Annotated in this window: 24 protein-coding genes; 13 read left to right on the forward strand and 11 right to left on the reverse strand. The window is 68.1% G+C overall.

Features of this window, described 5'->3' with window-relative positions:
* Window positions 1–2 precede the first annotated feature (2 nt).
* From Q1W68_RS14535 to Q1W68_RS14545, 3 genes are read right to left on the reverse strand one after another with little or no spacing between them, the layout of a single operon-like run.
* Entirely contained in the window at window positions 3–638 is a 636-nt protein-coding gene (locus tag Q1W68_RS14535) for an MBL fold metallo-hydrolase (RefSeq protein ID WP_300654947.1), read from the reverse strand.
* Between the two features lie 54 nt (window positions 639–692).
* Entirely contained in the window at window positions 693–1,715 is a 1,023-nt protein-coding gene (locus Q1W68_RS14540; protein ID WP_300659736.1) for an HDOD domain-containing protein, read from the reverse strand.
* 57 nt (window positions 1,716–1,772) lie between these two features.
* On the reverse strand, window positions 1,773–2,681 hold the full coding sequence (locus Q1W68_RS14545; protein WP_300654952.1) for an AraC family transcriptional regulator: 909 nt from the start codon (window positions 2,679–2,681) through the stop codon (window positions 1,773–1,775).
* 232 nt (window positions 2,682–2,913) lie between these two features.
* On the opposite strand from Q1W68_RS14545, the gene Q1W68_RS14550 reads away from it, so the two are divergent.
* The 3 genes from Q1W68_RS14550 to Q1W68_RS14560 are packed head-to-tail and all read left to right on the forward strand — an operon-like array spanning window position 2,914 to window position 6,705.
* Window positions 2,914–3,387: a (2Fe-2S)-binding protein gene (locus Q1W68_RS14550; protein WP_300654955.1), complete on the forward strand. Its 474-nt coding sequence runs from the start codon at window positions 2,914–2,916 to the stop codon at window positions 3,385–3,387.
* A gap of 11 nt (window positions 3,388–3,398) precedes the next feature.
* Complete coding sequence (locus Q1W68_RS14555) at window positions 3,399–5,639, forward strand: xanthine dehydrogenase family protein molybdopterin-binding subunit (RefSeq protein WP_300716990.1); 2,241 nt, start codon at window positions 3,399–3,401, stop codon at window positions 5,637–5,639.
* 19 nt (window positions 5,640–5,658) lie between these two features.
* Window positions 5,659–6,705, forward strand: coding sequence for an XdhC family protein (locus tag Q1W68_RS14560; protein ID WP_300716991.1), 1,047 nt, complete (start codon window positions 5,659–5,661; stop codon window positions 6,703–6,705).
* 3 nt (window positions 6,706–6,708) lie between these two features.
* On the opposite strand, the gene Q1W68_RS14565 is transcribed toward Q1W68_RS14560, so the two are convergent.
* Window positions 6,709–7,500: an exodeoxyribonuclease III gene (locus Q1W68_RS14565; RefSeq protein ID WP_300716992.1), complete on the reverse strand. Its 792-nt coding sequence runs from the start codon at window positions 7,498–7,500 to the stop codon at window positions 6,709–6,711.
* 10 nt (window positions 7,501–7,510) lie between these two features.
* Between Q1W68_RS14565 and pyrE the strand changes: the two genes are divergently transcribed.
* Window positions 7,511–8,227, forward strand: a complete 717-nt coding sequence (gene pyrE / locus Q1W68_RS14570) for an orotate phosphoribosyltransferase (protein WP_300654962.1) — start codon at window positions 7,511–7,513, stop codon at window positions 8,225–8,227.
* Between the two features lie 9 nt (window positions 8,228–8,236).
* Entirely contained in the window at window positions 8,237–8,914 is a 678-nt protein-coding gene (locus tag Q1W68_RS14575; RefSeq protein ID WP_300654965.1) for a DUF4124 domain-containing protein, read from the forward strand.
* A gap of 22 nt (window positions 8,915–8,936) precedes the next feature.
* Here the strand turns inward: Q1W68_RS14575 and gatB are convergent, their stop codons facing one another.
* Genes gatB through gatC form a run of 3 tightly spaced genes read right to left on the reverse strand, consistent with a single transcriptional unit; the run spans window position 8,937 to window position 12,183 of the window.
* On the reverse strand, window positions 8,937–10,394 hold the full coding sequence (gatB, locus tag Q1W68_RS14580) for an Asp-tRNA(Asn)/Glu-tRNA(Gln) amidotransferase subunit GatB (protein ID WP_300659751.1): 1,458 nt from the start codon (window positions 10,392–10,394) through the stop codon (window positions 8,937–8,939).
* Window positions 10,391–11,887: an Asp-tRNA(Asn)/Glu-tRNA(Gln) amidotransferase subunit GatA gene (gatA, locus tag Q1W68_RS14585; RefSeq protein WP_300716993.1), complete on the reverse strand. Its 1,497-nt coding sequence runs from the start codon at window positions 11,885–11,887 to the stop codon at window positions 10,391–10,393. Before gatA ends, gatB begins: the two co-directional genes overlap by 4 nt.
* Complete coding sequence (gene gatC, locus Q1W68_RS14590) at window positions 11,884–12,183, reverse strand: Asp-tRNA(Asn)/Glu-tRNA(Gln) amidotransferase subunit GatC (RefSeq protein WP_300716994.1); 300 nt, start codon at window positions 12,181–12,183, stop codon at window positions 11,884–11,886. The genes gatA and gatC overlap by 4 nt, the downstream gene beginning before the upstream one ends.
* Window positions 12,184–12,477: 294 nt before the next feature.
* On the opposite strand from gatC, the gene Q1W68_RS14595 reads away from it, so the two are divergent.
* Genes Q1W68_RS14595 through mrdA form a run of 4 tightly spaced genes read left to right on the forward strand, consistent with a single transcriptional unit; the run spans window position 12,478 to window position 17,032 of the window.
* Window positions 12,478–13,521, forward strand: coding sequence for a rod shape-determining protein (locus Q1W68_RS14595; RefSeq protein ID WP_300716995.1), 1,044 nt, complete (start codon window positions 12,478–12,480; stop codon window positions 13,519–13,521).
* A 57-nt stretch (window positions 13,522–13,578) separates the two neighbouring features.
* Complete coding sequence (gene mreC, locus Q1W68_RS14600) at window positions 13,579–14,517, forward strand: rod shape-determining protein MreC (protein WP_300651644.1); 939 nt, start codon at window positions 13,579–13,581, stop codon at window positions 14,515–14,517.
* Window positions 14,514–15,044, forward strand: coding sequence for a rod shape-determining protein MreD (gene mreD, locus Q1W68_RS14605; RefSeq protein ID WP_300651647.1), 531 nt, complete (start codon window positions 14,514–14,516; stop codon window positions 15,042–15,044). The genes mreC and mreD overlap by 4 nt, the downstream gene beginning before the upstream one ends.
* Window positions 15,045–15,046: 2 nt before the next feature.
* Window positions 15,047–17,032, forward strand: a complete 1,986-nt coding sequence (mrdA, locus tag Q1W68_RS14610; protein ID WP_300716996.1) for a penicillin-binding protein 2 — start codon at window positions 15,047–15,049, stop codon at window positions 17,030–17,032.
* On the opposite strand, the gene Q1W68_RS14615 is transcribed toward mrdA, so the two are convergent.
* A complete protein-coding gene (locus Q1W68_RS14615; protein WP_300716997.1) occupies window positions 17,022–17,783 on the reverse strand; it encodes a TSUP family transporter in 762 nt (253 codons plus the stop codon). The genes mrdA and Q1W68_RS14615 overlap by 11 nt on opposite strands.
* A gap of 305 nt (window positions 17,784–18,088) precedes the next feature.
* Between Q1W68_RS14615 and Q1W68_RS14620 the strand changes: the two genes are divergently transcribed.
* Together Q1W68_RS14620 and Q1W68_RS14625 are read left to right on the forward strand one after the other, a co-directional pair.
* Window positions 18,089–19,486, forward strand: a complete 1,398-nt coding sequence (locus Q1W68_RS14620; RefSeq protein ID WP_300716998.1) for an ammonium transporter — start codon at window positions 18,089–18,091, stop codon at window positions 19,484–19,486.
* A 12-nt stretch (window positions 19,487–19,498) separates the two neighbouring features.
* Window positions 19,499–19,942, forward strand: a complete 444-nt coding sequence (locus Q1W68_RS14625; protein WP_300716999.1) for a hypothetical protein — start codon at window positions 19,499–19,501, stop codon at window positions 19,940–19,942.
* On the opposite strand, the gene Q1W68_RS14630 is transcribed toward Q1W68_RS14625, so the two are convergent.
* The 3 genes from Q1W68_RS14630 to Q1W68_RS14640 all read right to left on the reverse strand — a co-directional run bounded on the left by Q1W68_RS14630 (window position 19,939) and on the right by Q1W68_RS14640 (window position 23,507).
* Complete coding sequence (locus Q1W68_RS14630; RefSeq protein ID WP_300717000.1) at window positions 19,939–21,582, reverse strand: GMC family oxidoreductase N-terminal domain-containing protein; 1,644 nt, start codon at window positions 21,580–21,582, stop codon at window positions 19,939–19,941. The two genes, Q1W68_RS14625 and Q1W68_RS14630, sit on opposite strands and share 4 nt — an antisense overlap.
* Window positions 21,579–21,875, reverse strand: coding sequence for a DUF2007 domain-containing protein (locus Q1W68_RS14635; protein ID WP_300717001.1), 297 nt, complete (start codon window positions 21,873–21,875; stop codon window positions 21,579–21,581). The genes Q1W68_RS14630 and Q1W68_RS14635 overlap by 4 nt, the downstream gene beginning before the upstream one ends.
* Before the next feature lie 120 nt (window positions 21,876–21,995).
* Complete coding sequence (locus Q1W68_RS14640; RefSeq protein ID WP_300717002.1) at window positions 21,996–23,507, reverse strand: CoA-acylating methylmalonate-semialdehyde dehydrogenase; 1,512 nt, start codon at window positions 23,505–23,507, stop codon at window positions 21,996–21,998.
* 117 nt (window positions 23,508–23,624) lie between these two features.
* Here Q1W68_RS14640 and Q1W68_RS14645 point away from each other — a divergent pair, with 117 nt between their 5' ends.
* On the forward strand, window positions 23,625–24,548 hold the full coding sequence (locus Q1W68_RS14645) for a LysR family transcriptional regulator (protein ID WP_300655100.1): 924 nt from the start codon (window positions 23,625–23,627) through the stop codon (window positions 24,546–24,548).
* Between the two features lie 133 nt (window positions 24,549–24,681).
* On the forward strand, window positions 24,682–25,572 hold the full coding sequence (locus Q1W68_RS14650; protein WP_300659245.1) for a Tim44-like domain-containing protein: 891 nt from the start codon (window positions 24,682–24,684) through the stop codon (window positions 25,570–25,572).
* The last annotated feature ends 21 nt before the right edge of the window (window positions 25,573–25,593 follow it).

Here is a 25,593-nt window from a genome sequence, read left to right on the forward strand (position 1 = left end):
GGTCAGTCCCGCACATGCGGGTTGTGTCGGCGCTCCGCGCCAAAACTGCTCTCGGGACCGTGACCCGGGATGAACACCGTGTCAGGGCCCATGGGCCACAGCCGCTCCTTGATGCTGCTGATCAACTGCGCGTGGTTGCCCTGCGGAAAATCGGTGCGGCCGATGCTGCCGGCGAACAGCACATCGCCCACAAAAGCGCGCTGGGCCTCGGCCGAGTGAAACACCACGTGCCCCGGCGTGTGGCCAGGACAGTGGCGCACATTCAGAACGCTGTGTCCGATCTGAACCGTGTCCCCGTCGGCGAGCCAGCGCGTGGGCGTGAAGGCGCGCGCCGGGGGAAAGCCGAACATCGCACCCTGCTGTGGCAAGCCGGTGATCCAGAACTGGTCGCCGGGATGCGGCCCGATGATGGGCAGGTCGAGCTGTTCGGCGAGGTCGGCCGTGCCACCCGCGTGGTCGATGTGCGCGTGCGTGAGCCAGATCGCCTTCAGGTTCACGCCGAGGCGCTCAACTTCGGCCAGCAGCAGGTCGAGATCGCCGCCGGGGTCGATGATGGCCGCGTCTTTCGTTTCATCGCACCAGACGATGGAGCAGTTCTGGGCGAAGGCGGTGACGGGAACGGTGAGGTAACGCAGCATGGAAAGGGTCTCGGGCGTGTGACAGCTTCCAAGGTTAGCCGCTGTCGGGTGCGATCAGCCAGGCCCGGCGCTCGCGGCGTCCAACTCGTCGAAGCACGCGCGCACGGGCGGCAGTGCCGCGGCCAGCAACGGCTCCGCCAGCGTGCGGGCGCGGACCCGGTTCGGATCGCACAGCAGCCAGGCCAGCTGGTCTGCGGTGCAGAGATTCAGGACGTCCGGGCCGGACCCGGCGCCCAGGCCCTGTTGCGCCAGTTCGGCGGCGGCCGGCACCCAGGGACCGAGGGGGCGCCACTGCTGGGCGATCAGGCTGGCCAGGCGGTCACGCCACTGGCCGAGTGCGGCGACAAAAGGGCCACTCATGCGCCAGCCCGGCACAGCATCGAGTTCGCGCAACACGACGCTCCAGGCCATGTCGTGCAGCAACGCCAGCAGGTAAGCGTCGAAGGGGTCACGCCCCTGGCTGCGCGCGATCTCGGCCGCCAGCTGGGTCTTGAACTCGGTGTGTTTCCACAGACGCGGCGCGGCACGCCGGATCAAGGGCCCGCTGCGCCCATCCAGCATCGGCTTGAGCACCACCCGGGCAATCGCTGCGCGCAGCCCCCCGACACCGAGCATCTGGATCGAATGGCCGAGCTCCATGACCGGGCGTTCGCGGCGGTAGAAGGCGCTGTTGGCCATGGCGACGACCTCGGCCACCAGCGTCTGGTCGCGCGACACGTGTTCGACCAGCTCGCCCAGCGAACTGCTCTCCGAGCGCAGGCGGGCGAGCAGGGCCGGCACGACACCGGCGGCTCGCGGCAACAGGTTGGCCGCGGGATCGCCGGCACGCGCCTCCAGGGCTTGCAGCACACCCTGCTCGCGGGCACCCAGGGTGTCCGCGAGGTCGGGTTCGCACTGCACCATCCAGGCCAGCAAGGCGCCATCCAACACCGGGCGGCGCAGGTGCCAGGTCTGGGCGGACGGCGGGCTGGACGCCGGCGCGGCGGGCGGCTCGGCCGGCAACGGCGGCCCCACCGGGTCGACGGGCTGGTTGGCGAAAAGTCTCAGGAACCAGGCCTTCATGGGGTGGACGTGCAAGCTGCGTTGCTCACGAGCCTACACCGCGTGGCGCTCGCCGCGCTGATGCGGAGGTACTCAGTGCGCGGCGGTGCCCGCACCCGCGGCGGGCTGGTGCCGCATGCGCTTGATATCGCGCTGCGGCGGCGCGCCAAACAGGCGGCTGTAGTCGCGGCTGAACTGCGAGGCGCTCTCGTAGCCCACGCGCGCCGCCGTGCTGCCCGCGTCCAGGGCCTGGTGGAGCATGAGGTGGCGCGCTTGCTGCAACCGCAGGTGCTTCTGGTACTGCAGCGGGCTCATGCCGGTGAAGTGGCGAAAGTGCAGCCGGAAGGTCGAGGGGCTCATGTGCACGCGCGCGGCGAGCTCGTCCATCAGCACGTCGTGCACGAAGTTCTGCGTGAGCCAGGCCATGGCCTGCGCGATCTGGTGGCTGGGTGAGCCGGCCGACACCAGCTGGCGCAAATAAGGCCCATGGGGCCCGGAGAGCAAGCGCACCATGATCTCCTGCTGGATCAGCGGCGCCAGCGAGGCCACCAGCGCGGGCTCGTCCAGCAGGCGCACCAGGCGGATGGCGGCGTCGAGCAAGGACGCATCGAGCGTGTTCAACGAAATCGCGCGCGGCGCCTCGTCGCGCGGCACCGGCGGCAGCTCCATCTCGGCGGACTGCTGCATCAGGGCGCGCGCGTCCAGCGCCAGAAACAGGCACATGAACGGCCGGGCTGCGTCGGCCCGCGTGACGTGCGCCACCACGGGCAGGTCGGCGGTGATCAGCAGCGACTGACCCATGCCGTAGTCCAGCACCTGCTCGCCCACGGTGACCTGTTTGCCGCCCTGCGCGACCACGGCCAGGCCGAGGCCGTAGATGCAGGGCATGGGGTCGGTCTTGCCGCTGCGCCGGTGCAACGAGAGTTGCGGGATGGCGGTGGTGTGGTCGCCATCGATTCGGGCAATCCGGCCGATGTCGTGGGCCAGGGTGTCAATGGACATGGGTGGTTCGGCGGGTTGAGCGGTTGATCTGCGGGCGAAGCGGGTTTTTCCGGGGAATCGCCCGCACAGACTGTACAAGTCGGGCGGGAAGCTTGAACCTTTGCCGCCAGAGAAACATCGAAAAAGGCAAAACAAGCGTCAGAAACGGCAAACACAACCGGCGCCGGACACCGACACTTCCGGTCAGCCATCCCTTTGCAGATCCCCGCCCACCCCACGGAGAACCGATCCCATGAGCACCCTCAACGTCAACGGCAAAACCCACACGGTCGACGTCGACCCCGGCACCCCCATCCTCTGGGCCCTGCGCGACACCCTGGGCATGACCGGCACCAAGTTCGGCTGCGGCGCGGCGCTGTGCGGCGCCTGCACCGTTCACCTGGACGGCCAGGCCATCCGCTCCTGCATCACGCCCATCGCAGCCGCCGAGGGCAAGAAGATCACCACCATCGAAGCCGCCACCAACGGCAGCGACCGCGTGGGCGCGGCCGTGCACAAGGCCTGGGTGCTGCACGACGTGGCGCAGTGCGGCTACTGCCAGAGCGGCCAGATCATGAGCGCCACCGCCTTCCTCAAATCGCTGCCCAAGGGCCAACAACCCACCGCCGCCGAGATCGACTCGGCCATGGCCGGCAACGTGTGCCGCTGCGGCACCTACGCCCGCATCCGCGCCGCCGTGACCGACGCCGCCAAAGCCCTCGCCTGAAGGAACCCACCATGCTGAACCACATCGATCCCACCGAGCTGCCGCGCGCGCTGCAACACATCCTCGACCGCGATCAGGCAGACACCCCCGCCACCCTGCCGCGCCGCAGCTTCCTGAAAGTGGTGGGCGCCGGCGGCTTTGCGCTCGGCACCTTCCCGCACTTGGCGATGGCGCAGGCCGACGCCAAGCCCGCCACCGGCCTCAAGCCCACCGAGCAGCCGCTGGCCTTCGTGCAGATCGCACCCGACGGCTGGGTCACGGTCACCATCAACCGGCTCGAATTCGGCCAGGGCGTGCAGACCGGCCTGCCCATGATCCTGGCCGAGGAGCTGGACGCCGACTGGTCCAAGGTGCGCAGCCAGCACGGCAACGCCGACGCCGCCTACCTGGACCCGCTGTTCGGCATCCACCTCACCGGCGGCTCCACGGCCATCAAGCACAGCTACACGCAGTACCGCGAACTCGGCGCGCGCGCCCGCGCCATGCTGCTCTCGGCGGCCGCCGCGCGCTGGAACGTGGACGTGTCCACCCTGCGCACGCAGGCCGGCACCGTGATCGGCCCCGGCGGACGCAAGGCCGGCTACGGCGAACTCGCCCAGGCCGCCATGGCCCTGCCCGTGCCCGAGAAGGTCGTGCTCAAGGACCCGAAAGACTTCCGCATCATCGGCAAGGCGACCACCCGCCTGGACGCCCGCGCCAAGAGCAGCGGGCAGCAGGACTTCGGCATCGACGTGCGCCGCCCCGGCCAGCTCACCGCGCTGGTGGCGCACCCGCCGGTGTTCGGCTCGAAAGTGAAGACCCTGGACGACAGCGCGGCGCGCGCCGTCAAGGGCGTGAAGGCCGTGCTGCGCGTGCCGCTGGACCGCGGCGCCGAAGGTGTGGCGGTGATCGCCGACGGCTACTGGCCCGCCAAGCAGGGGCGCGACGCGCTCAAGCTGACCTGGGACGACTCGGCCGTGGAGAAGGTCGACAGCGCGCGCCAGCTGGTGCAGTACCGCGAACTGGCCAAACAACCCGGCCCGCGCGCGTTCGACGCCGACATGGCGCCGCTGGCCAACGCGCCGCGCACGATCGAAGCCGAGTTCGTCTTCCCCTACCTGGCCCATGCGCCCATGGAGCCGCTGAACTGCACGGTGCAGCTGTCTGAAGGCCGCGCCGAGCTGTGGGTGGGCACCCAGTTCCCGGGTGTGGATTCCGCAGCGGCCGCACGTGTGCTGGGGCTCAAGCCCGAGCAGGTCAAGATGAACGTGCAGATGGCCGGTGGCGGCTTCGGCCGCCGTGGCCTGCCCAGCAGCGACTACGTGGTCGAGGCCTGCGAGATCGCCAAGGCCGCGCGCGCCGCCGGCATCAACGCCCCGGTGCGCATGGTCTGGAGCCGCGAGGACGACATCAAGGGCGGCTACTACCGCCCCATGCACCTGCACACCGCGCGCATCGGGTTCGACGAGCGCGGCAACGTGCTGGCCTGGGACCACGTGCTGGTTGGTCAGTCCATCATGGCCGGCACCTTCTTTGAAGGCGGCATGGTCAAGAACGGCATCGACGCCACCGCCACCGAAGGCATGCGCGAACCCTACGGCCTGCCGATGCGCCTCACCGTGCACCACCCCAAGGTCAACGTGCCGGTGCTGTGGTGGCGCAGCGTGGGTTCCACCCACACCGCCTTCGTCATGGAGACGCTGCTCGACGACATCGCGCGCGCCACGAAGCAGGACCCGGTGGCCTACCGCATGCGCCTGTTCGGCGACAAGCACCCGCGCCACCGTGCCGCGCTGCAACTGGCTGTGGACAAGAGCGGCTACGGCAAAAAGCAGCTGCCCGCCGGCCGCGCCTGGGGCGTGGCGGTGCACGAGTCGTTCAGCTCGGTCGTGGCCTACGTGGTCGAGGCCTCGGTGAAAGACGGCAGCCCGGTGCTGCACCGCGCCACCGCCGGCGTGCACTGCAACCTGGCCATCAACCCCAAGAGCGTGGAAACACAGGTGCAGGGCGCGGCCGTCATGGGCCTGTCAATGTGCCTGCCGGGCTCGGCGATCACGCTCAAGGACGGCGTGGTCGAGCAGAGCAACTTCGGCGACTACACCGTGGCCCGCATCACCGACATGCCCGAGATCAACGTGCACGTGGTGCCCAGCGCCGACGCGCCCACCGGCATCGGTGAGCCCGGCCTGCCGCCGCTGGCGCCCGCGTTCGCCAACGCCCTCGCGCAACTCACCGGCAAGCCGCTGCGCGAGCTGCCGTTCAAGCTGGCCTGAGGCCGCTCGGAGCGCATCGATGGAAGACCTCGACACCCGCGTGCTGCGCACCGCGGTGGGTTGGCACGGCGCCGGTCTGCCGGTGGTGCTGGTGACGGTGGCGCGCACCTGGGGTTCGTCGCCCCGGCCGCCGGGCTCGCTCATGGCCATCAACGGCCGGGGCGAAACGGTGGGCTCGGTCTCGGGCGGCTGCATCGAAGACGACCTGATCCACCGCATCCGCGAAGGCGGTGTGCAGGCGGCCTGCGCCACCGACACACCCGCCGTGCTGCGCTACGGCATTTCGGCCGACGAGGCCCACCGCTTCGGCCTGCCTTGTGGTGGCACCGTGGAGCTGGTGCTGGAACCCGTCTCGGTGCGCAGCCAGCTCCCCGAATTGCTGCACGCCTGCCTGCAGCGCCGCAGCACCGAGCGCGTGCTCAACCTGGCCACCGGCGAGGTGGTGCTGAACGAAGGAAGTCGCGACGGCCTGCCGCGGCTTGACGACCAGCATCTCACCACCCACCTCGGGCCACAGGCAAGACTCATCGTCATCGGCGCGGGCGACCTCTCGCGCTTTCTGTGCCAGATGGCGCTGGGCCTGGGCTTCGAGGTGATCGTGTGCGACCCGCGCGACGAGAGCCGAGCCAGCTGGCAGCTCGACGGCGTGGAACTCAGCCACGAGATGCCGGACGACCTGATCCTGCGCCTGAAGCCCGACGCACGCACCGCCGTGGTGGCCGTGACGCACGACCCCAAGCTCGACGACCTGGCGCTCATTGACGCGCTGCAGTCGGACGCCTTCTACGTGGGTGCCATCGGCTCGCGGCGCCACAGCGAGCTGCGCAAGACGCGGCTGCACGAACACTTCGACCTCTCGCACCAGGCGCTGGATGCGTTGCACGGACCCGCTGGCCTCTACATCGGCAGCAAAACCCCGGCCGAGATCGCGCTTTCGATCATGGCGGAGGTGGTGGCGGTGAAAAACGGCGTGGGGGCTGCCGCCGTGGTGCCGGTGGCGGCGGGCAAGGCCCGGCTCGATCAGCCCGGGCGCGAGGCGTTCACCGCACCGGTCTGCGCGGTCTGAGGTTCACAGGCTCAGGTCGTACCCGATCGTGATCGGCGCGTGGTCGCTGAACTTCACGTCCTTGTAGATGTGTTCCGTGCGCGCCAGCGCCGCCAGGGCGGGTGTGGCGAGGTGGTAGTCGAGTCGCCAGCCCACGTTGTTCGCATAGGCCTGGCCGCGGTTGCTCCACCACGTGTAGCAGGCGTCGGTGGTGTCGGGCTGCAGGCGGCGGTACACGTCGACCAGACCACCATCCGTCAGCAGCGTGGTCATCCAGGCGCGCTCTTCGGGCAGGAAGCCGCTGTTCTTCTGGTTGCTGCGCCAGTTCTTCAGGTCGGCCTGCTGGTGGGCGATGTTCACGTCGCCGCACAAGATGAACTCGCGCTCGCCCTTGAGCGCCATCAGGTGCGGGTGGAACGCCGCCAGAAAGCGGTATTTCGCCTCCTGTCGCTCGGGGCCCGATGAACCGCTGGGAAAGTAGGCGCTGATCAGCGAGAGCTTGCGGCTGGGGGTGTCGAAGCGCAGTTCGGTGTAGCGACCCTCGGCGTCGAACTCCTCGCACTGGAAGCCAGTGACCACGTCACTGGGCTCGTGGCGGGTGTACACGCCCACGCCCGAGTAGCCTTTTTTCTGCGCAAAGTGGAAGTGACCACGCAGACCGGCGAGTTCCTCGAAGCGGCCGGCCACGTCCTGCGCCTGGGCCTTGACCTCCTGCACGCAAATACAATCCGGCTGGTGCGCGGCGAGCCATGTCTCCAGGCCCTTGCTGGTGGCGGAGCGGATGCCGTTGAGGTTGAGGCTGGTCAGTTTGAACAAGGAAACCCCCATGGTGTTGGATACAGGCGCGGCCCATGCGGGCGCCCCGGACGCTGCGCTCGCGCAGGAATTCGTGCAGTTCTGTGTGGATGCCGGCGTGCTGCGGTTCGGCGAATTCAAGACCAAGGCGGGACGCCTGTCGCCCTACTTCTTCAACGCCGGTCTGTTCGACGACGGCGCCAAGCTCGCTCGGCTCGCGCAATTCTATGCAAAGGCCCTGATCGCCAGCGGCGTCGAGTTCGACATGATCTTCGGCCCCGCCTACAAAGGCATTCCGCTGGGCGCGGCACTCGCCATCGAACTCTCGCGCCTGGGCCTGAATGTGCCGTTTGCCTACAACCGCAAGGAAGCCAAGGCCCACGGCGAGGGCGGCACCCTGGTGGGCGCGCCGCTCAAGGGCCGGGTGCTTATCGTCGACGACGTGATGTCGGCCGGCACCGCCGCGCGCGAGTCCATCGCCCTGATCCGGGCCGCCGGCGCCACACCGCACGCGGTGGCCATTGCGCTGGACCGGCAGGAGAAAGCCACCGAGGTTGGCCCGGACGGCACGGTGCGCGACGTGGACCACAGTGCGGTGCAATATGTGCAGAACCAGCTTGGCCTGCACGTGTGTGCAATTGCCACCCTGGCGGATTTGCTGCAGTATCTGAGCGTTCACACCGGGGGGGAGCTCGATGCGCACCGCCAGCGGGTGCAGGCCTACCGCCTGCGCTACGGCGTGAACTGAAACCCCAACATGACCACTGTCCGTTCATCCACAGACTTCCCGCTCAGCGCCTGCGCCTGGGTGGTCGGCGCGGGCCTGTGGACCTTGGTCAGCGCACACGCCCAGGGCATCTACACCTGCACAGACAGCAAGGGGCGGCGCATCACCTCGGACCGCCCGATCGTGGAATGCCTGGACCGCGAGCAACACAAACTGGGCAACACCGGCATCGTGCGCCAGGTTGTGCCGCCGAGCTACACCGCCGACGAACGCGCCAGGATTGAAGACAAGCAGCGCGCAGAAAACGAGGTCAAGGCCCGCGCGGCCGAAGAAAAACGCCGCGAACGCGCCCTGCTGATCCGCTACCCGAACCAGGCGGTGCACGACAAGGAGCGCGTGGAGGCGCTGGCCCAGATCGACGAGGTGATCGCTGCCGTGAACAAGCGCGAGGTGGCGCTGAAGCAGCAGCGCAAAGAAGTCGAAACCGAGATGGAGTTCTACCAGGCCGATCCGAGCAAGGCGCCGTTCTGGCTGCGCCGCAAGCTCGACGACAGCGAGAAGCAGATGGCGGTGCAGAAGCGCTTTCTGGAAGAGCAGGCCCAGGAGAAGCTCCGCATCAACCAGCGTTTCGACGAAGAGCTGGTCAAGCTGCGCCAGCTGTGGGGGCCGACCGCCGCCGGCGCGGGTGGTGGCCCGCTCAAGCGCTGACGTCCACCCCCACCGGGCGCCTTCACTGCAGTTTCTGGCGCAGCACGTCGTTGACTTGCTGCGGATTGGCCTTGCCCTTGCTGGCCTTCATGACCTGACCCACCAGCGCATTGAAGGCTTTCTCCTTGCCGGCGCGGAACTGGGCCACGTTCTCGGCGTTGGCGGCCATCACCTCGTCGATGATCTTCTCCAGCGCGCCGGTGTCGTTCATCTGCTTGAGGCCTTTGGCTTCGATGATTGCGTCCACCTCGCTGCCCTCGCCGGTCCACAGCGCATCAAAGACCTGCTTGGCCGCGTTGTTGCTGACGGTGCCGTCGGCGATGCGACCGATGAGGGACGCCAGCTGCGCGGCCGTGACCGGCACGGCGGCCATGTCGCTCTCGTCGGCGTTGAGCCGGCGCGACACCTCGCCCATGATCCAGTTGCTCACCAGCTTCGCCTGGCCACAGGCCTTCGCTGCGGTCTCGAAGTAGGCCGCCATCGCCGGGCTCTGCGTGAGTGTGGTGGCGTCGTATTCGGGCAGGCCGTAGTCGCGCACCAGGCGTTCGGCCATCTGGCGCGGCAGCTCGGGCATGCCCGCACGCACCTGCTCCACCCAGTCGCGCGCAATCACCAGCGGCGGCAGGTCCGGGTCGGGGAAGTAGCGGTAGTCGGCGGCGTCTTCCTTGGTGCGCATGGCGCGCGTCTCGCCGGTGTCGGGATCGAACAGCACCGTGGCCTGCTGGATCGCGCGGCCGTCCTCGATCTCCTCGATCTGCCAGCGGATCTCGTAGTCGATCGCCTGCTGCATGAACTTGAAGCTGTTCAGGTTCTTGATCTCGCGGCGCGTGCCCAGCGGTGCGCCGGGCTTGCGCACCGACACGTTGGCATCGCAGCGGAACGAGCCCTCCTGCATGTTGCCGTCGCAGATGCCGATCCAGGTCACGATCTTGTGCAACTCTTTCGCATAGGCCACCGCCTCGGCGCTGGAGCGCATGTCGGGCTCGGTCACGATCTCCAGCAGCGGCGTGCCGGCGCGGTTGAGGTCGATGCCGCTTTGCCCGATGAAATCTTCGTGCAGGCTCTTGCCCGCGTCTTCTTCCAGGTGTGCGCGCACCAGGCGAACCGTCTTCTTCTCGTCGCCGAGGAAGAAACCAACCTCGCCGCCCTGCACCACCGGGATCTCGAACTGGCTGATCTGGTAGCCCTTGGGCAGGTCGGGGTAGAAGTAGTTCTTGCGCGCGAACACGCTCTGCTCGGCGATGTGCGAGCCCAGCGCCAGACCCAGTCGGATCGCGAGTTCCACCGCGCCCTGGTTCATCACCGGCAGCGTGCCCGGCAGGGCGAGGTCCACCGCGCAGGCCTGCGTGTTGGGCTCGGCACCGAACGCTGTTGGCGCGCGGCTGAAGATCTTGGACTGTGTGGCGAGTTGCGCGTGGGTCTCGAAGCCGATGACGACCTCGTAGCCTTGCACCAAAAGGGATTTGCTGGTGTTGCTCATGATCCGAATCCCGAGGGCGAACGGCTGTGCCAGTCGGTCGCCTGCTGGAAGGCGTGCGCGGCGTGCAGCAGTTCACCTTCCTTGAAATAGTTGCCCACGAGCTGCAGGCCCACCGGCATGCCGCCGACGCCGAAGCCCGCCGGCACGCTCATGCCGGGCAGGCCGGCCAGGCTGGTGGACAGGGTGTAGATGTCGGCCAGGTAATTGGCCATCGGGTCGTCGCTCTTCTCGCCGATCTTCCACGCCACCGTGGGCGCCACGGGACCGGCGATGAGGTCGCAGCGCTCGAAGGCGGATTGAAAGTCTTGCGCGATCAGGCGGCGGATCTGCTGGGCCTTGAGGTAGTAAGCGTCGTAGTAGCCGTGGCTCAGCACGTAAGTGCCGATCATGATGCGGCGCTGCACCTCGGGGCCGAAGGCCTCGCTGCGCGACTTCTTGTACATGTCGATCAGGTCGACGTATTTCGCCGCGCGGTGGCCGAACTTCACGCCGTCAAAACGGCTCAGGTTGCTCGACGCTTCCGCGGGCGCAATGATGTAGTAGACCGGAATCGAAAGCTCGGTGCGGGGCAGCGAGATGTCGACCAAGGTGGCGCCCAGCCTTTCGTATTCCGCCAATGCGGCGCGCACGGCGGCCAGCACATCGGGCGCGCAACCCGCGCCGAAAAATTCGGCCGGCAGGCCGATGCGCAGGCCGTTGAGCGGCCGCGCCGCGGTGGCGCCCTCGCGCGGGCGGCCGATGGCGGCGCTGTAGTCCTCGGCGGGGTGGTCCAGGCTGGTGGAGTCGCGGTCGATGTCGGGGCCGGCCATCGCGGTCAGCAAGGCCGCGCAGTCGGCCGCGCTGCGCGCCATGGGACCGGCCTGGTCCAGGCTGGAGGCAAACGCCACCATGCCGTAGCGCGAGCAGCGGCCGTAGGTGGGCTTGATGCCGGTGATGCCGGTGAAGCTGGCGGGCTGGCGGATCGAACCGCCGGTGTCGGTGCCGGTGGCGGCGGGCATCAGGCGCGCAGCCACCGCTGCGGCCGAACCGCCCGAGGAGCCACCGGGCACGCGGGTGGCGTCCCAGGGGTTCTGCACCGGGCCAAACGCGGAGTTGTCGTTGCCCGACCCCATGGCGAACTCGTCGCAGTTGAGCTTGCCCAGCGACACGGCACCTTGTGCGGCCAGGCGCTGCACCACGGTCGCGTCGAACGGGCTCTGGTAACCCGCCAGCATCTTCGATCCGGCGGTGGTGGGAAAGTCTTTCGTGACGAAGATGTCCTTGTGCGCCAGCGGCACACCCAGCAGCGGCGTGCGTTCGCCGGCGGCCACGCGGGCGTCGGCTGCGCGGGCCTGGGCGAGCGTGGCTTCTTCGTTGAAGGCAAGGTAGGCGCCGAGCGAGGCGAATTGTTTTGCGCGGGCCAGCAGGTGCTGTGCGGCTTCGACGCTGCTGGTCTGCTTGGCGGCGATGGCGGTGGCGAGCTCGAGCACGCCCATGTCGTGAAGCGCTTTCATTCGATCACCTTCGGCACGAGGAACAAGCCGCGTTCCACGGCGGGAGCACTCTTCTGGTTGGCCTCGCGGTTGTTGGGTTCGCTGGCCACGTCGGGGCGCAGGCGCAGACTCACATGGTCGATCACGGCAGTGGGGTGGGCCAGCGGCTCCACGCCGGTCGTGTCCACCGCGTTCATCTGCTCCACGGTGTCGAAGAAGCCGTTGAGCTGGGACAGCATGCGTTCGCTCTGCGGCCCGGAGAGCTCCAGGCGCGCCAGGTTGGCGATGCGGCCGATGTCGGACAGGGTCAGGGACATGTCGAGGTGGTTCCGGAAGTTGGGATCTGCGGCGCCCCAAGTTCAGCCAAAGGCGCTGAAACGCGGTGTAAATCGCAGAAATGGGGCCTGCTTGCGTGCAGTTGTGCACAGGGGATACGGTATTATCCAAGGTTTAACGGCAGACCCCGTACCGCCACGGTTTTTGCCTTGGAATCAAACACTTAGAACCGATGTCCGGCCTACCTTCTGGCTCCATCCCAGGTCCCGCATTCGGCCTCACTTCCGGCTTGGAGCGCGCCATGCCACGCTCCGGCTCCACAGGATCCACCCACCATGTTTGAAGCTTTCCGTCGGCAATTCTCGACCGACCTGGCCATCGACCTCGGCACCGCCAACACCCTCATCTACGTCCGCAACAAGGGCATCGTGCTCGACGAACCTTCGGTGGTCTCGATCCGCCACGAAGGCGGGCCCCAGGGCAAGAAGACGATTCAGGCGGTGGGCCACGAAGCCAAGGCCATGCTGGGCAAGGTGCCCGGCAACATCGAAGCCATCCGCCCCATGAAAGACGGCGTGATCGCCGACTTCACGGTGACCGAGCAGATGCTCAAGCAGTTCATCAAGATGGTGCACCCGCGCTCGATGTTCAAGCCGAGCCCGCGCATCATCATCTGCGTGCCCTGCGGCTCGACCCAGGTCGAGCGCCGCGCGATCCGCGAATCGGCGCTCGGCGCCGGCGCCAGCGAGGTCTACCTGATCGAGGAGCCGATGGCGGCAGCGATCGGCGCCGGCCTGCCGGTGTCGGAAGCCTCGGGCTCGATGGTGGTCGACATCGGCGGCGGCACCACCGAGGTGGGCGTCATCAGCCTGGGCGGCATGGTCTACAAGGGCAGCGTGCGTGTGGGCGGTGACCGTTTCGACGAAGCCATCATTGCCTACATCCGCCGCAACTACGGCATGCTGATCGGCGAGCCCACGGCCGAAGCCATCAAGAAGCAGATCGGCTCGGCCTTCCCGGGCTCGGAAGTCAAGGAAATGGAAGTCAAGGGCCGCAACCTCTCCGAGGGCGTGCCGCGCAGCTTCACCATCTCCAGCAACGAGATCCTGGAAGCCCTGACCGACCCGCTCAACAACATCGTGACCGCGGTGAAGATGGCGCTGGAACACACGCCGCCCGAACTGGGTGCCGACATCGCCGAGCGCGGCATGATGCTCACCGGCGGCGGCGCGCTGCTGCGCGACCTGGACCGCCTGCTGGCCGAAGAAACCGGTCTGCCCGTGCTGGTGGCCGAAGAACCGCTGACCTGCGTGGTGCGCGGTTGCGGCATGGCCCTGGAGCGCATGGAGCGCCTGGGCACCATCTTCACCAGCGAATAAGCCCGCGCCGCACCCCGGCGCCCCCGCACACGCACCACCAGACCCACCCCGAGCGTCATGCCACTGGGCACCCTGGATCGCACCCCGCCCCCCTTCTTCAAGCAGGGGCCGTCGGCACTGTCCAAGTTGGTGGTGTTCAGCGCACTGGCACTTTTTCTCATGGTGGCCGACCTGCGCTTCGAAGTGGCGAAACCGGTGCGCGCCTCGCTGGCCACCGCCTTGTACCCAGCGCAGTGGCTGGTGCTGCAACCGGTGCAGGCCGTCGCCGGTCTGGGCGGGTATTTCACCTCACTGCACCAGGCGCAACAAAACGAGGGCGAAGCGCTCAAGCGGCTGGCGACCCAGGCCGACCGCACCCTGCAGCTGGAGCAGATGGCGCTGGAAAACCAGCGGCTGCGCGCCCTGCTGGCCATGCGCGAGCGCACCGGCAGCCAGGCCATGGGCGCGCAGGTGCTCTACGACGCGGCCGACCCCTACTCGCGAAAAATCGTGATCGACCGGGGCCAGACGCAGGGCGTGCTGCCCGGCTCGCCCGTGATTGACGAGAACGGCGTGCTGGGCCAGGTCACGCGTGTCTACCCCTTGGTGTCCGAGGTGAGCCTGCTGATCGACCGCGACATGGCCATCCCGGTGCTGAACACCCGCACCGGCGTTCGCAGCGTGGCCTACGGCCAGCCCTCCACCAAGGGCGACGGCATGGAGCTGCGCTACACCCTGGCCAGCGCGGACATTGCCCAGGGCGACCTGCTCACCACCAGCGGCGTGGACGGCGTGTACCCACCCGGTCTGCCGGTGGCCCGCGTGACGCTGGTCGAACGCCAGGCCGAGTCGTCGTTCTCGCGCATCGAGGCGGAGCCACTGGCCCAGGTGCAGGGCACGCTGCACGTGCTGGTGCTGACCCCGGCCGGAGCGGCCTTGCCGCCGTCGCCCGTGGCAGAGCCCGCCCGCGCCGTGGGCACACCCGATCGCCCGGGCGTGCGGAGCAGCGCGCCATGATCATGCGTCCCGGCCAGCAGCTGCTGCTGCCCGCCAACCCGGCCTTCATCTGGTTCAGCCTGATCGCTGCGCTCATGTTCAACATGCTCACGAACATGGGCCTGTGGGGCCGCGCCGCCTGGGTTCCCGACCTCCTGGCGGTGGCGCTGGTGTTCTGGAGCGTGCACCAGCCCTTGCGTATCGGCGTGGGTGTGGCGTTTGCCTTTGGCCTCGCCATGGACGTGCACCAGGGCGCCCTGCTGGGCCAGCACGCGCTGGCCTACACCGTGCTCGGCTTCCTGGCCATCTCGATGCACCGCCGTCTGCTGTGGTTCGGCGTGCCCAACCAGGCGGTGCAGGTGCTGCCCCTGTTCGTGGCGGCCCACCTGCTGGAGCTGGTGGCGCGCATGGCTTCGGGGGGCGGCTTTCCCGGCTGGCTGTATTTCCTGGCGCCGGTGCTGGAAGCGGCGTTGTGGCCCGTGGTGAGCGTGCTGCTGCTCGTGCCTCAGCGCCGCGCACCCAACCCCGACGACAACCGACCGTTATAGCCATGACCGAACTGCGAAACGTCGAAGCCGACCTGGCCCAGTTCCGCACCCGCTTGCTGGTGATCGGGCTGGCGGTGGTGTTCGCGTTTGGCCTGATCGCTGCTCGCATGGTGTACCTGCAGGTGCTGCGCCACGACGACTTGCTGGCGCAGGCCGAGAGCAACCGCACGGCCGTACTGCCGGTGGTGCCCAACCGGGGGCAGATCGTGGACCGCAACGGCCGGGTGCTCGCCACCAATTACTCGGCCTACACGCTGGAGATCACGCCTTCGCGCGTGCTCGACATGGAGGCCACCATTGCCCAGCTGGGTGAGCTGGTGGAGATTTCGCCGCGCGACCAGCGCCGCTTTCGCAAGCTGCTCGAAGAGTCGCACAGCTTCGACTCGCTGCCGATCCGCACCCGCCTCACCGACGAGGAGGTGGCCCGCTTCACGGTGCAGCGCTACCGCTTCCCGGGGGTCGACGTGCGTGCGCGGCTGCTGCGCCAGTACCCCAACGGCGAAACGGCCAGCCACGTGATCGGCTACATCGGGCGCATCAACCAGCGCGAGAAAGAGTCGATCGCCGACTGGGCCGAGGAAGACCAGGCCAACTACCGCGGCACCGAGTACATCGGCAAACTCGGCGCCGAACAGAGCTACGAACAGACCCTGCACGGCACCACCGGTTTCGAGCGCGTGGAAACCTCGGCCGGCGGCCGTGCGGTGCGCTCGCTGGCCAACACGCCCGCCACGCCCGGCGACACCGTGGTGCTGTCGATCGACATCCAGCTGCAGAAGCTGATCGAGGACATGTTCGGCGAACGGCGCGGCGCGTTGGTGGCCATCGACCCGCGCAGCGGCGAGGTGCTGGCCTTTGTGAGCAAGCCCACGTTCGATCCCAACCTGTTCGTCGAGGGCATCGACGTGGAGAACTGGCGAGCGCTCAACGAGTCGGTGGACAAGCCTTTGCTCAACCGGGCCCTGCGCGGCACCTATCCGCCGGGCTCCACCTACAAGCCCTTCATGGCGCTGGCCGCACTGGAAACCGGCACCCGCTCGGCACAAACCGTGATCAACGATCCGGGCTTCTGGATGTTCGGCAGCCACCGGTTCCGCAGCCATGGCGACGGAGGCCTGGGCGCCGTGGACATGAAGCGCAGCATCGTGAAGTCGAGCAACACCTACTACTACTCGCTGGCCAACGAGATGGGCGTGGACGCGATGCACGACTTCATGAAGCCGCTGGGGTTCGGCCAGATCACCGGCATCGACTTGCGCGGCGAAGTGCGGGGCGTGCTGCCCAGCCAGGACTGGAAGCGCAACACCTACAAACGCCCCGAGCAGCAGCGCTGGTACGCCGGCGAAACCATTTCGCTGGGCATCGGCCAGGGCTACAACAGCTTCACCATGCTGCAGCTGGCCCATGCCATGGCCACGCTGGCCAACGGCGGCGTGAAACACGCGCCCCACCTCACCATGGCCACCGAAAACGTGATCACCCGCGAGCGCAGCCCGCTGCCGACGCCGCCGGCGGTGAGCCTGGGCTACAAACCTGAAAACGTGCGCGTGGTGCTGGAGGCCATGCAGGCCGTGACCACCGAAGGCACCTCCACCCGCGTGTTTGCCGGCGCCGGGTACGCCAGCGGCGGCAAGACCGGCACGGCGCAGGCCGTGACCATCGGCCAGCGCGACCGCTACGACGCCCGCAAGCTCGAGGAACACCAGCGCGACCACGCGCTCTACGTGGCCTTTGCCCCGATCAACCAGCCCCGCGTGGCGATTGCGGTGGTGGTGGAGAACGCCGGCTTCGGTGCCGCGTCCGCCGCGCCGATTGCGCGGCGCGTGTTCGACTACCTGCTGCTCGACCAGTACCCGAATCCGCAAGACCTGGCGGCGGTGCGCGTGGGCCAGGCCTCGGCCCCCATCGGAACGCCGCTGAAAGCCAGTGAGATGCCCTGGCCGCCGGAGGCGGCGGCAACCTCCGCGCCGCTTCGCGTCACCCCCTGATCCACGCATCAAAGGTCGTCTTCAGGATCAGCGCCGACACCACCACGATGAAGGCGACGCGCACGAAGCCGCTGCCGTGTTTGAGCGCCAGGCGCGTGCCCAGCAAACTGCCCACCACGTTGGCCACGGCCATGGCCAGCACGAAGTGCCACCACACGTGGCCCTTCAAGGCGAACAGCATCAACGCGGCGAGGTTGGTGGCGGTGTTGATGAGCTTGGCGCTGGCGCTGGCGTGCAGGAAGTCGTAGCCCAGCCAGCGCACGAACAAGAAGACGAAGAAGCTGCCGGTACCGGGGCCGAAGAAGCCGTCGTAGAAGCCGATGGTGGCCCCCAGCACGCAGGCGGCGGCGGCTTCCTGTCGGCCGCTGAATCGCGGCGCGTGGTGGCGCCCGAGGTCCTTGCGGGCCAGCGTGTAGGCGAGCACGCCGAGCAGCACCACCGGCAAGGCTCGGCGCAAGAAGTCGGGTGAGATCACGGTCACGGTCCAGGCACCGGCCATCGAGCCGGCAAAGCCCACAGTGGCAGCCGGCAGCAGTGCATGCCACGGCATGTTCACGCGCCGCGCGTACTGCAGGGTGGCCGCGGCCGTGCCCCACACCGAGGCTCCCTTGTTCACGCCGAACAGCGTGGCCGGGTGGGTGGTGGGGAACATGGCGAACAGCGCCGGCACCAGGATGAGACCACCACCCCCCACGATCGAATCCACGAAACCGGCAAACAACGAGGCCAGCGAAACCAAGAGCAATTCCATGGGGGGATTGTCGCCCGCACGCTCCACCGCATCCCGAACCCCGTCACCCGCACACCGGCAAAAAAAAAACCGACCCACAAGGGTCGGTTTGAACAATCTGGCATCTCTGGGGACGCTGAACACATTTTCTGGTTGGACTGGGTTGTCTCCTCGGTCCCCCGCGGTCACCAGCGCAGGGCACTGGAGCGAGTGCATGCACTGTATCGGCTCGCACCAGCGCTGTGCATCCGGGCTTTCCCTTGGCCGGGACAACCCTTGGCACAGTTGATGCACGGGGCTGCGTGTCGTTGGAATCAGGTAACAAAATGCACCACAACCGTGTGACCGCCTTCGTTCGTCCCGCCCTCAACCAGAGAAACTGCCGTCCCTCCGCCGCGCTGATCGCCGCCCTGCTCGGACCACTGACGGCCGCTGCCCAGACAGCCCCTGCGGCACCCGTGGCCCCGGTGCTCACTTCGCCTGGCCTCGTGGCGGCCAGCACGATCTCGAGCGCCGACACCGCCTGGCTCATGGTCAGCACCGCGCTGGTGTTGCTCATGACGCTGCCGGGGATCGCCCTCTTTTACGGCGGCATGGTGCGCCGCTTCAATGTCATCAACACCATGGCCAGCGTGGTCGGCATCGCCGCCGTGGTAAGCCTGCTGTGGTTCGGCCTGGCGTACTCGCTGGCGTTCACGCCGGGTGGCGCGCTGGGTGGCTTCATCGGCGGCTTCGAGCGCGCGGGCTTCTCGGGCATGGAGTTCCTCGGTGCCACCGGTCAGGTGGCCGTGAGTCACATCGCCAAGCACGTGCCCGAATCGGTGTTCGCCATGTTCCAGCTCACCTTCGCCATCATCACCTGCGCCCTGGTGGTGGGGGCGCTGGTGGAGCGCATGCACTTCGGCGCGCTGCTCACCTTCACCGGCCTGTGGCTGTTGCTGGTGTACGCGCCCATCGCCCACTGGGTGTGGGAGCCGGGCGGCTGGCTGGCGCAACTGGGCGCGCTCGACTTTGCCGGCGGCTCGGTGGTGCACATCAATGCCGGTGCCGCCGCGCTGGTCTGCGCCTACGCACTGGGCCCTCGCGAGGGCTATGGCCGCGAGCCCTTCATTCCGTTCAACCTGGGCCTGACCATGGCCGGCACCGGGCTGCTGTGGGTGGGCTGGTTCGGCTTCAACGCCGGCTCGGCGCTGGCGGCCGACGGCCGCGCCGGCCTGGCCATGGCGGTCACGCACATCGCGGCGGCGGCGGGCGCGCTCTCGTGGATGGGCGCCGAGTGGCTGGCGCGCAAACGCGCCTCGCTGCTGGGCCTGTGCTCGGGCGTGGTGGCGGGTCTGGTGGCCATCACACCGGCGGCGGGTTTTGTCACGCCGCGCAGCGCGCTCATCATTGGTCTGGTGGCCGGCGTGGCATGCTACTGGGGCGCCACGGCGCTCAAGCGCAAGCTGCGCGCCGACGACTCGCTCGATGTGTTCGGCGTGCACGGCGTGGGTGGCCTGGTGGGCGCGCTGCTCACCGGCCTGCTGGCCGACCCGGCGATCTCGGGTGTGGAAGCGAGTTTCCTGTCTCAAGTGATCGCTTGTGCGGCCGTGCTGGCTTACAGCCTGGTCATGACGGCCGTGGTGCTGTGGATCACCTCGCGCTTCACCACGCTGCGGGTGCGCGAGTTCGAGGAGCGTGCAGGCCTGGATGTGTCGCTGCACAACGAACAGCTCGGCCACTGAGGCGCCACGCGCATGACCTCCAACGACGTCTTTGCCCTGGCCGCGCACCTGCATGTGTTGCTGCGGCGCAAGACCGGTCGCGTGACCGACACCGAGTGGCTGACCACCAACGCCGACTACGCGCGCGAGATCGTGCGCTTCACGCGCGAGAAGGCCACGTCGGAAGAGCACGCCGACCTGCTGGCCCTGGCCGACAAGCTCGAAGCCGCCATTCCGCTGATCGCGGCGCCCGGGCGCAAGCCCTTGCTGCAGGCGGCGGCCGACACGCTGAAGGCGGGCCAGGTCAGCGCGGCCGCGGCCCAGCGCGCTGCCACGCCACGTTCAGGCGGGTTTGCCAACTCGATGCCCGCAGGCCAGAACAGCGGCTTCATCGAGTCCGCGCTGCTCTCGGCCTTCGGCGGACCGCGCAAGGATGGCGAAGACCCCGATGCGCGTTACGTGGGCGGAATCCGCTAGACCCCGGCCCGGATCCACGCCGCTGCCTTCTCCGCGATCATCAACGTGGGGCTGTTGGTGTTGCCGCTGGTGATGGTCGGCATCACGCCCGCGTCCACCACGCGCAAGCCCGCCACGCCGCGCACACGCAGGTGGCTGTCCACCACCGCCATCGGGTCGCTGGCCGTGCCCATCTTGGTGGTGCCCACCGGGTGGAAGATGGTGCTCGCAATGTCGCCGGCCAGTCGGGCCAGCTCCTCGTCGCTCTGGAACTGCACGCCGGGCTTGTGCTCCTGCGGCTGGTATTTCGCCAACGCCGGCTGGGCCACGATGCGGCGCGTCACGCGCAGGCTGTCGGCGGCCACCTGACGGTCTTCGGGCGTGCTCAGGTAGTTCGGCGCGATCGCGGGTGCTGCGTCCACCTGGGCCGAGGTGATGCGCACATGCCCCCGGCTGGTGGGATTCAGGTTGCACACGCTGGCGGTGAAGGCCGGGAAGCTGTGCAACGGCTCGCCAAACGCGTCCAGGCTGAGCGGTTGCACGTGGTACTCGATGTTGGGCCAGGGCTGGGCCGGATCGCTGCGGGTGAAGGCGCCGAGCTGGCTGGGCGCCATGCTCATGGGGCCGCTGCGCTTGAGCGCGTACTCCAGCCCGATCTTCGCCTTGCCCCAGAGGCTGCTGGCCAGCACGTTGAGCGTGGTCGCGCCCTGCACCTTGAACACCGCGCGGATCTGCAGGTGGTCCTGCAGGTTTTCGCCCACCCCGGGCAGGTGGTGTTGCACCGCGATGCCGAGCTGCTGCAACACAGCGGCCGGGCCAATGCCCGAGCGCTGCAAGATGGCCGGTGAGCCGATGCTGCCTGCGCTCAGCACCACCTCCTGGGTGGCCGACACGCGCACGCGCTGTCCGTCGCGCAGCAGCGCCACACCTGTGCAGCGCAGCTGGCCAGCGGCGTCGCGCTCCAGCACCAGTTGTTCGGTGGTGGTTTCGGTCCACACGGTGAGGTTGGGGCGGCCCTGGGCGGGGCGCAGGAAGGCCTTGGAGGCGTTCCAGCGCCAGCCGCTTTTCTGGTTCACCTCGAAGTAGCCCACGCCTTCGTTGTTGCCGGTGTTGAAGTCGGGCGTGGCGGGCACGCCGGCCTGTTGGGCGGCTTGAGCGAAGGCGTCCAGCACGTCCCAGCGCAGGCGCTGTTTTTCGATGCGCCACTCACCGCCATGGCCGTGCAACCTTGCAAACGCGGGGTCTTGCGCGGCGTCGAGCCGGTGGTGGTTTTCGTGCGCCTTGAAGTCGGGCAGGCAGGCGTCCCAGCGCCAGTCGCCGTCGCCGGTGAGCTGCGCCCACTGGTCGTAGTCGCGGCTCTGACCACGCATGTAGATCATGCCGTTGATGCTGGAACAGCCGCCCAGGCCCTTGCCGCGCGGATAACGCAGCCGGCGGCCGTTGAGCCCCGGGTCGGCCTCGGTCTGGTAGAGCCAGTCGGTGCGCGGGTTGCCGATGCAATACAGATAACCCACCGGGATGTGGATCCAGTGGTAGTCGTCCTTGCGGCCGGCTTCGACAAGCAGAACGCGTTTGCTGGCATCGGCCGAGAGCCGGTTGGCCAGCAGGCAGCCTGCGGTGCCGGCGCCGATGACGATGTAGTCGAAGGTGGTGTTGTTCATGGAGGCGTCTCCTCGCCAAGGTGGTCGTCGCTCAGTCCGTAGTCGCCGCGCTCGAACGCGACCAGCACCGCTTCGGCCTGCGCCAGACGGCGCTCGGGTACCTGCACCCGCACGGGGACGGCTCCGGCGAGCAGCGTGTAGGCCTGCACCAGATGCGCATCGGCCACTGCCGCCGGCACACCGGCGGCTTGCAGCACGCCTCGAAGCAGGTAGGCCTCGGTCGGGCTGAACACGGTGATCAGCGTTTGCCAGTCACCGAGCTCGGGGTCGTAGTCCGAATTGCCGTCAGTCACGACGGGTGCCTCCGGCGCGCAGGACCCTCAGCCCAGGGCTGCCGTGGATCCGGCTTGGCCGGTCCACAGGCAGCGTCCCCCCGTGGGGGGAAGCGCCGCAGGCGCGCAGGGGGGCCATCTTTACTTGGCTGTCGGCATCACGAACTCGGCGCCTTTGCCGATGCTCTCGGGCCAGCGCTGCATGATCGATTTCTGCTTGGTGTAGAAGCGCACGCCCTCTTCGCCGTAAGCGTGCATGTCGCCGAACAGGCTCTTCTTCCAGCCGCCAAAACCGTGCCAGGCCATGGGCACCGGGATCGGCACGTTGATGCCGACCATGCCCACCTGGATGCGGCGCGCGAATTCGCGTGCCACGTTGCCGTCGCGGGTGAAGCAGCTCACACCGTTGCCGAACTCGTGGTCGTTGATGATCTTCACGGCTTGCGCAAAGTCGGGCACGCGCACACAGCTGAGCACCGGGCCGAAGATCTCTTCCTTGTAGATCTTCATGTCGGTCGTCACGTGGTCGAACAGCGTGCCGCCCATCCAGAAGCCGTTGGCGCAACCCTCACCGGTCTGCGCGGCATCGAACACGCGGCCGTCCACCAGCATCTGCGCACCTTCCTGGGCACCCGCCTCGATGTAGCCGGTGATGCGCTGGTGCGCGGCGGCCGTGACGATGGGGCCCATCTCGGCGGCCAGGTTGGTGCCGTTGAGCACCTTCAGGGCCTTCGTGCGCTCGATCAGCTTGGGCATGATCTTGTCGGCCACGTCACCCACCAGCACCGCCACCGAAATCGCCATGCAGCGCTCGCCGGCCGAGCCGTAGGCCGCGCCGATCAGCGCGTCCACCGCTTGGTCCAGGTCGGCGTCGGGCATCACCACCATGTGGTTCTTCGCGCCGCCCAGGGCCTGCACGCGCTTGCCGTGGTGCGCGCCGGTCTCGTAGATGTAGTTCGCAATCGGCGTGGAGCCGACGAAGCTGATGGCCTTCACGTCGGGGTGCACCAGCAGCGCGTCCACGGCTTCCTTGTCGCCCTGGACCACGTTGAACACGCCGTCGGGCAGGCCGGCCTTCTTGAACAGCTCGGCCATCAGCAAAGAGGCCGAAGGATCGGTCGGGCTGGGCTTGAGGATGAAGGTGTTGCCCGCGGCAATCGCCACCGGGAACATCCACATGGGCACCATCACGGGGAAGTTGAACGGCGTGATGCCGGCCACCACGCCCAGCGGCTGGCGCAGCGTCCAGTTGTCGATGCCGGTGGAGACCTGGTCGGTGAAGTCGCCCTTGAGCAGCTGCGGAATGCCGCAAGAAAATTCGATGATGTCGATGCCGCGCGCCACCTCGCCCTGCGCGTCGGTGAACACCTTGCCGTGCTCGGCGGTGATCAGGTGGGCCAGCTCGTCCTTGTGCTGGTTGACCAGCTCCAGGAACTTGAACATCACCCGCGCGCGGCGGATCGGTGGCGTGTCGGACCAGGCCGGGAACGCGGCCTGGGCAGCGGCCACCGCAGCGTCCACGTCGGCCCCGTTGGCCAGCGCGACCTGGCCGGTCACGGCCCCGGTGGCGGGGTTGAACACGTCCATCGCACGGGTGGAGGTGCCGGCTGCGGGCTGGCCGCCGATGAAGTGGTTGATATTTGCAATGCTCATGGTCAGTCTCCTAGGAATGGCGTGAGTGTGAGAGCAAAAAGTGCAAAAAGCCAATGAAATTGCCTGAGGCAGGCTATAAGCATCGCAAATAATGGTGTCGCCCACCCTGGAGACCGCATGAACCCACCGACCCTGAGCCACGTGGACCCGCAAACCCTGCGGGCCTTTGCCGCCGTGGCGCGCGAAGGCAATGTGTCGCGCGCCGCGCAGCGCCTGCACCTCAGCCAGCCCGCCGTGAGCCTGCAGCTCAAGGCGCTGGCCGAGGCCACCGGACTGCAACTCTTCACCCGCACGCCCCAAGGCATGGCCCTCACACACGACGGCGCCGCGCTGCTGCCCCTGGCCGACAAGGCCCTGGCCGCACTCGCCGACTTTGGCCAGGCCGCCGCCGGCCTGCACAACACGGTGCGCGGCACTTTGCGCATCGGCACCATCCTCGACCCCGAATTCACCCGCCTGGGCGCCTTTCTCAAGCAGCTGGTGGAGTCCAGCCCGCAAGTGGGCACCGAGCTGCGCCAGGGCATGAGCGGCGACGTGCTCGCGCTCATCGACCGCGGCGATCTGGACGTGGGCTTCTTCCTCAACCTGCCCGACGACCCGGCCGGCCCGGCCTACCGCCTGCGCGCGCTGACCCGCTTCACCTACCGCGTGCTGGCCCCCGCCGGTTGGGGTCCGCAAGTGGTTGGCAAGGACTGGAAGGCGCTCGCCGCCCTGCCCTGGCTGGCCACGCCGCCGGCCAGCGCCCACCACCGCCTGCAACGCCGGGTGTTCGGCCCGGGCTCCCTCACCGGCCTGGAGCCGCACCGCGTGGCGCTGGTGGACCAGGAAGCGTCGATGCTCGACCTGGTGAAAAGCGGTGTGGGCCTCTCGCTGGTGCGCGACTCGATCGCCATGCGCGAGGCCCAGGCGCGCGGCCTGGTGATCGCTGACCAGGTGGAACTGGCTTGCGACCTGAGCTTTGTGTGCCTGGCCGCGCGCGGGGGCGAACCGGTGATCGAGGCGGCCTGGGCAGCACTGGAGGCGGTGTGGGGACAGGTGTGATGCGGTCGATCACGGCCTTGAACACCGCCAGGACTTCTGTTTTTTCGATGTGATCATCCTGATATCTCTGCTTTTTCAGAACCCATAACAAGCCTACCCTGCACGGTACTCAATTTTTTTGATGGAGACTCTGATGAAAAAGTGGATTTCCCTGCTGGCCGTGGTCATGACCCTCGGTCTGGGTGCGGCACATTTCGACGCCGAAGCCAAACGCATGGGCGGCGGCAAGTCGTTCGGCATGCAGCGCCAATCCGCGCCGCCGGCCAAAGCACCTGCCGCACCCACCGCTGCGCCCGCCGCAGCGGGTGCTGGTGCCGCCGCGGCCAGCACCAGCCGCAGCTGGATGGGCCCGATCGCCGGTCTCGCCGCCGGCATTGGCCTGATGGCACTCGCTTCGCACCTGGGCTTTGGTGAAGGCATGGCCAACATGTTGATGATCGGCTTGCTGATCGCTGCTGCGGTCGCCGTGTTCGGCTTCATCATGCGCAAACGCGCCATGGCCCAGCAAGGCGGCTCGGGTGGCCTGGCTTACGCGGCAGCGGGTGCCAACCGCCAGAGCACGCCCGACGTGAACGCCTTTCGCACGCCGGTGAACGCCGGTGGCGGCTCCATGATCGGCAGTTCGTTGGGTGGCAGCGTTGCGAGCAACATCCCCGCCGACTTCGACGTGGCCGCCTTCGAGCGCAACGCCAAGGTCAACTTCATCCGCCTGCAGGCCGCCAACGACGCCGGCAACCTGGACGACATCCGCGCCTTCACGACGCCGGAGATGTTCGCCGAGCTGCAGATGGACCTGAGCGACCGGGGCGCGGCCACCCAGCACACCGACGTGGTGCAGATCAACGCCGACGTGCTGGAAGTGGAAGAGGGCCCAGCGCTGTACGTGGTGAGCGTTCGCTTCACCGGCGAGACGCGCGAGAACGGCGCCGAGCTGAAGGAGCGCTTCGACGAGATCTGGCACCTGACCAAGCCGCGCCATGCCAACGGCGGCTGGCTGCTGGCCGGCATCCAGCAAAGCGCCTGATGCGGCGGCGGGGTCACACCC

The organism is Hydrogenophaga sp. (assembly GCF_030158645.1).
GTDB lineage: Bacteria > Pseudomonadota > Gammaproteobacteria > Burkholderiales > Burkholderiaceae_C > Hydrogenophaga.

Excerpts from the sequence above, each read along its gene's own strand:
- Q1W68_RS14535 (WP_300654947.1), bottom strand. The coding sequence starts at position 638 with ATGCTGCGTTACCTCACCGTTCCCGTCACCGCCTTCGCCCAGAACTGC.
- Q1W68_RS14545 (WP_300654952.1), bottom strand. The coding sequence starts at position 2,681 with ATGTCCATTGACACCCTGGCCCACGACATCGGCCGGATTGCCCGAATC.
- Q1W68_RS14550 (WP_300654955.1), top strand. The coding sequence starts at position 2,914 with ATGAGCACCCTCAACGTCAACGGCAAAACCCACACGGTCGACGTCGAC.
- Q1W68_RS14555 (WP_300716990.1), top strand. The coding sequence starts at position 3,399 with ATGCTGAACCACATCGATCCCACCGAGCTGCCGCGCGCGCTGCAACAC.
- Q1W68_RS14560 (WP_300716991.1), top strand. The coding sequence starts at position 5,659 with ATGGAAGACCTCGACACCCGCGTGCTGCGCACCGCGGTGGGTTGGCAC.
- pyrE (WP_300654962.1), top strand. The coding sequence starts at position 7,511 with ATGGTGTTGGATACAGGCGCGGCCCATGCGGGCGCCCCGGACGCTGCG.
- Q1W68_RS14575 (WP_300654965.1), top strand. The coding sequence starts at position 8,237 with ATGACCACTGTCCGTTCATCCACAGACTTCCCGCTCAGCGCCTGCGCC.
- gatB (WP_300659751.1), bottom strand. The coding sequence starts at position 10,394 with ATGAGCAACACCAGCAAATCCCTTTTGGTGCAAGGCTACGAGGTCGTC.
- gatA (WP_300716993.1), bottom strand. The coding sequence starts at position 11,887 with ATGAAAGCGCTTCACGACATGGGCGTGCTCGAGCTCGCCACCGCCATC.
- gatC (WP_300716994.1), bottom strand. The coding sequence starts at position 12,183 with ATGTCCCTGACCCTGTCCGACATCGGCCGCATCGCCAACCTGGCGCGC.
- Q1W68_RS14595 (WP_300716995.1), top strand. The coding sequence starts at position 12,478 with ATGTTTGAAGCTTTCCGTCGGCAATTCTCGACCGACCTGGCCATCGAC.
- mreC (WP_300651644.1), top strand. The coding sequence starts at position 13,579 with ATGCCACTGGGCACCCTGGATCGCACCCCGCCCCCCTTCTTCAAGCAG.
- mreD (WP_300651647.1), top strand. The coding sequence starts at position 14,514 with ATGATCATGCGTCCCGGCCAGCAGCTGCTGCTGCCCGCCAACCCGGCC.
- mrdA (WP_300716996.1), top strand. The coding sequence starts at position 15,047 with ATGACCGAACTGCGAAACGTCGAAGCCGACCTGGCCCAGTTCCGCACC.
- Q1W68_RS14615 (WP_300716997.1), bottom strand. The coding sequence starts at position 17,783 with ATGGAATTGCTCTTGGTTTCGCTGGCCTCGTTGTTTGCCGGTTTCGTG.
- Q1W68_RS14620 (WP_300716998.1), top strand. The coding sequence starts at position 18,089 with ATGCACCACAACCGTGTGACCGCCTTCGTTCGTCCCGCCCTCAACCAG.
- Q1W68_RS14625 (WP_300716999.1), top strand. The coding sequence starts at position 19,499 with ATGACCTCCAACGACGTCTTTGCCCTGGCCGCGCACCTGCATGTGTTG.
- Q1W68_RS14630 (WP_300717000.1), bottom strand. The coding sequence starts at position 21,582 with ATGAACAACACCACCTTCGACTACATCGTCATCGGCGCCGGCACCGCA.
- Q1W68_RS14640 (WP_300717002.1), bottom strand. The coding sequence starts at position 23,507 with ATGAGCATTGCAAATATCAACCACTTCATCGGCGGCCAGCCCGCAGCC.
- Q1W68_RS14645 (WP_300655100.1), top strand. The coding sequence starts at position 23,625 with ATGAACCCACCGACCCTGAGCCACGTGGACCCGCAAACCCTGCGGGCC.
- Q1W68_RS14650 (WP_300659245.1), top strand. The coding sequence starts at position 24,682 with ATGAAAAAGTGGATTTCCCTGCTGGCCGTGGTCATGACCCTCGGTCTG.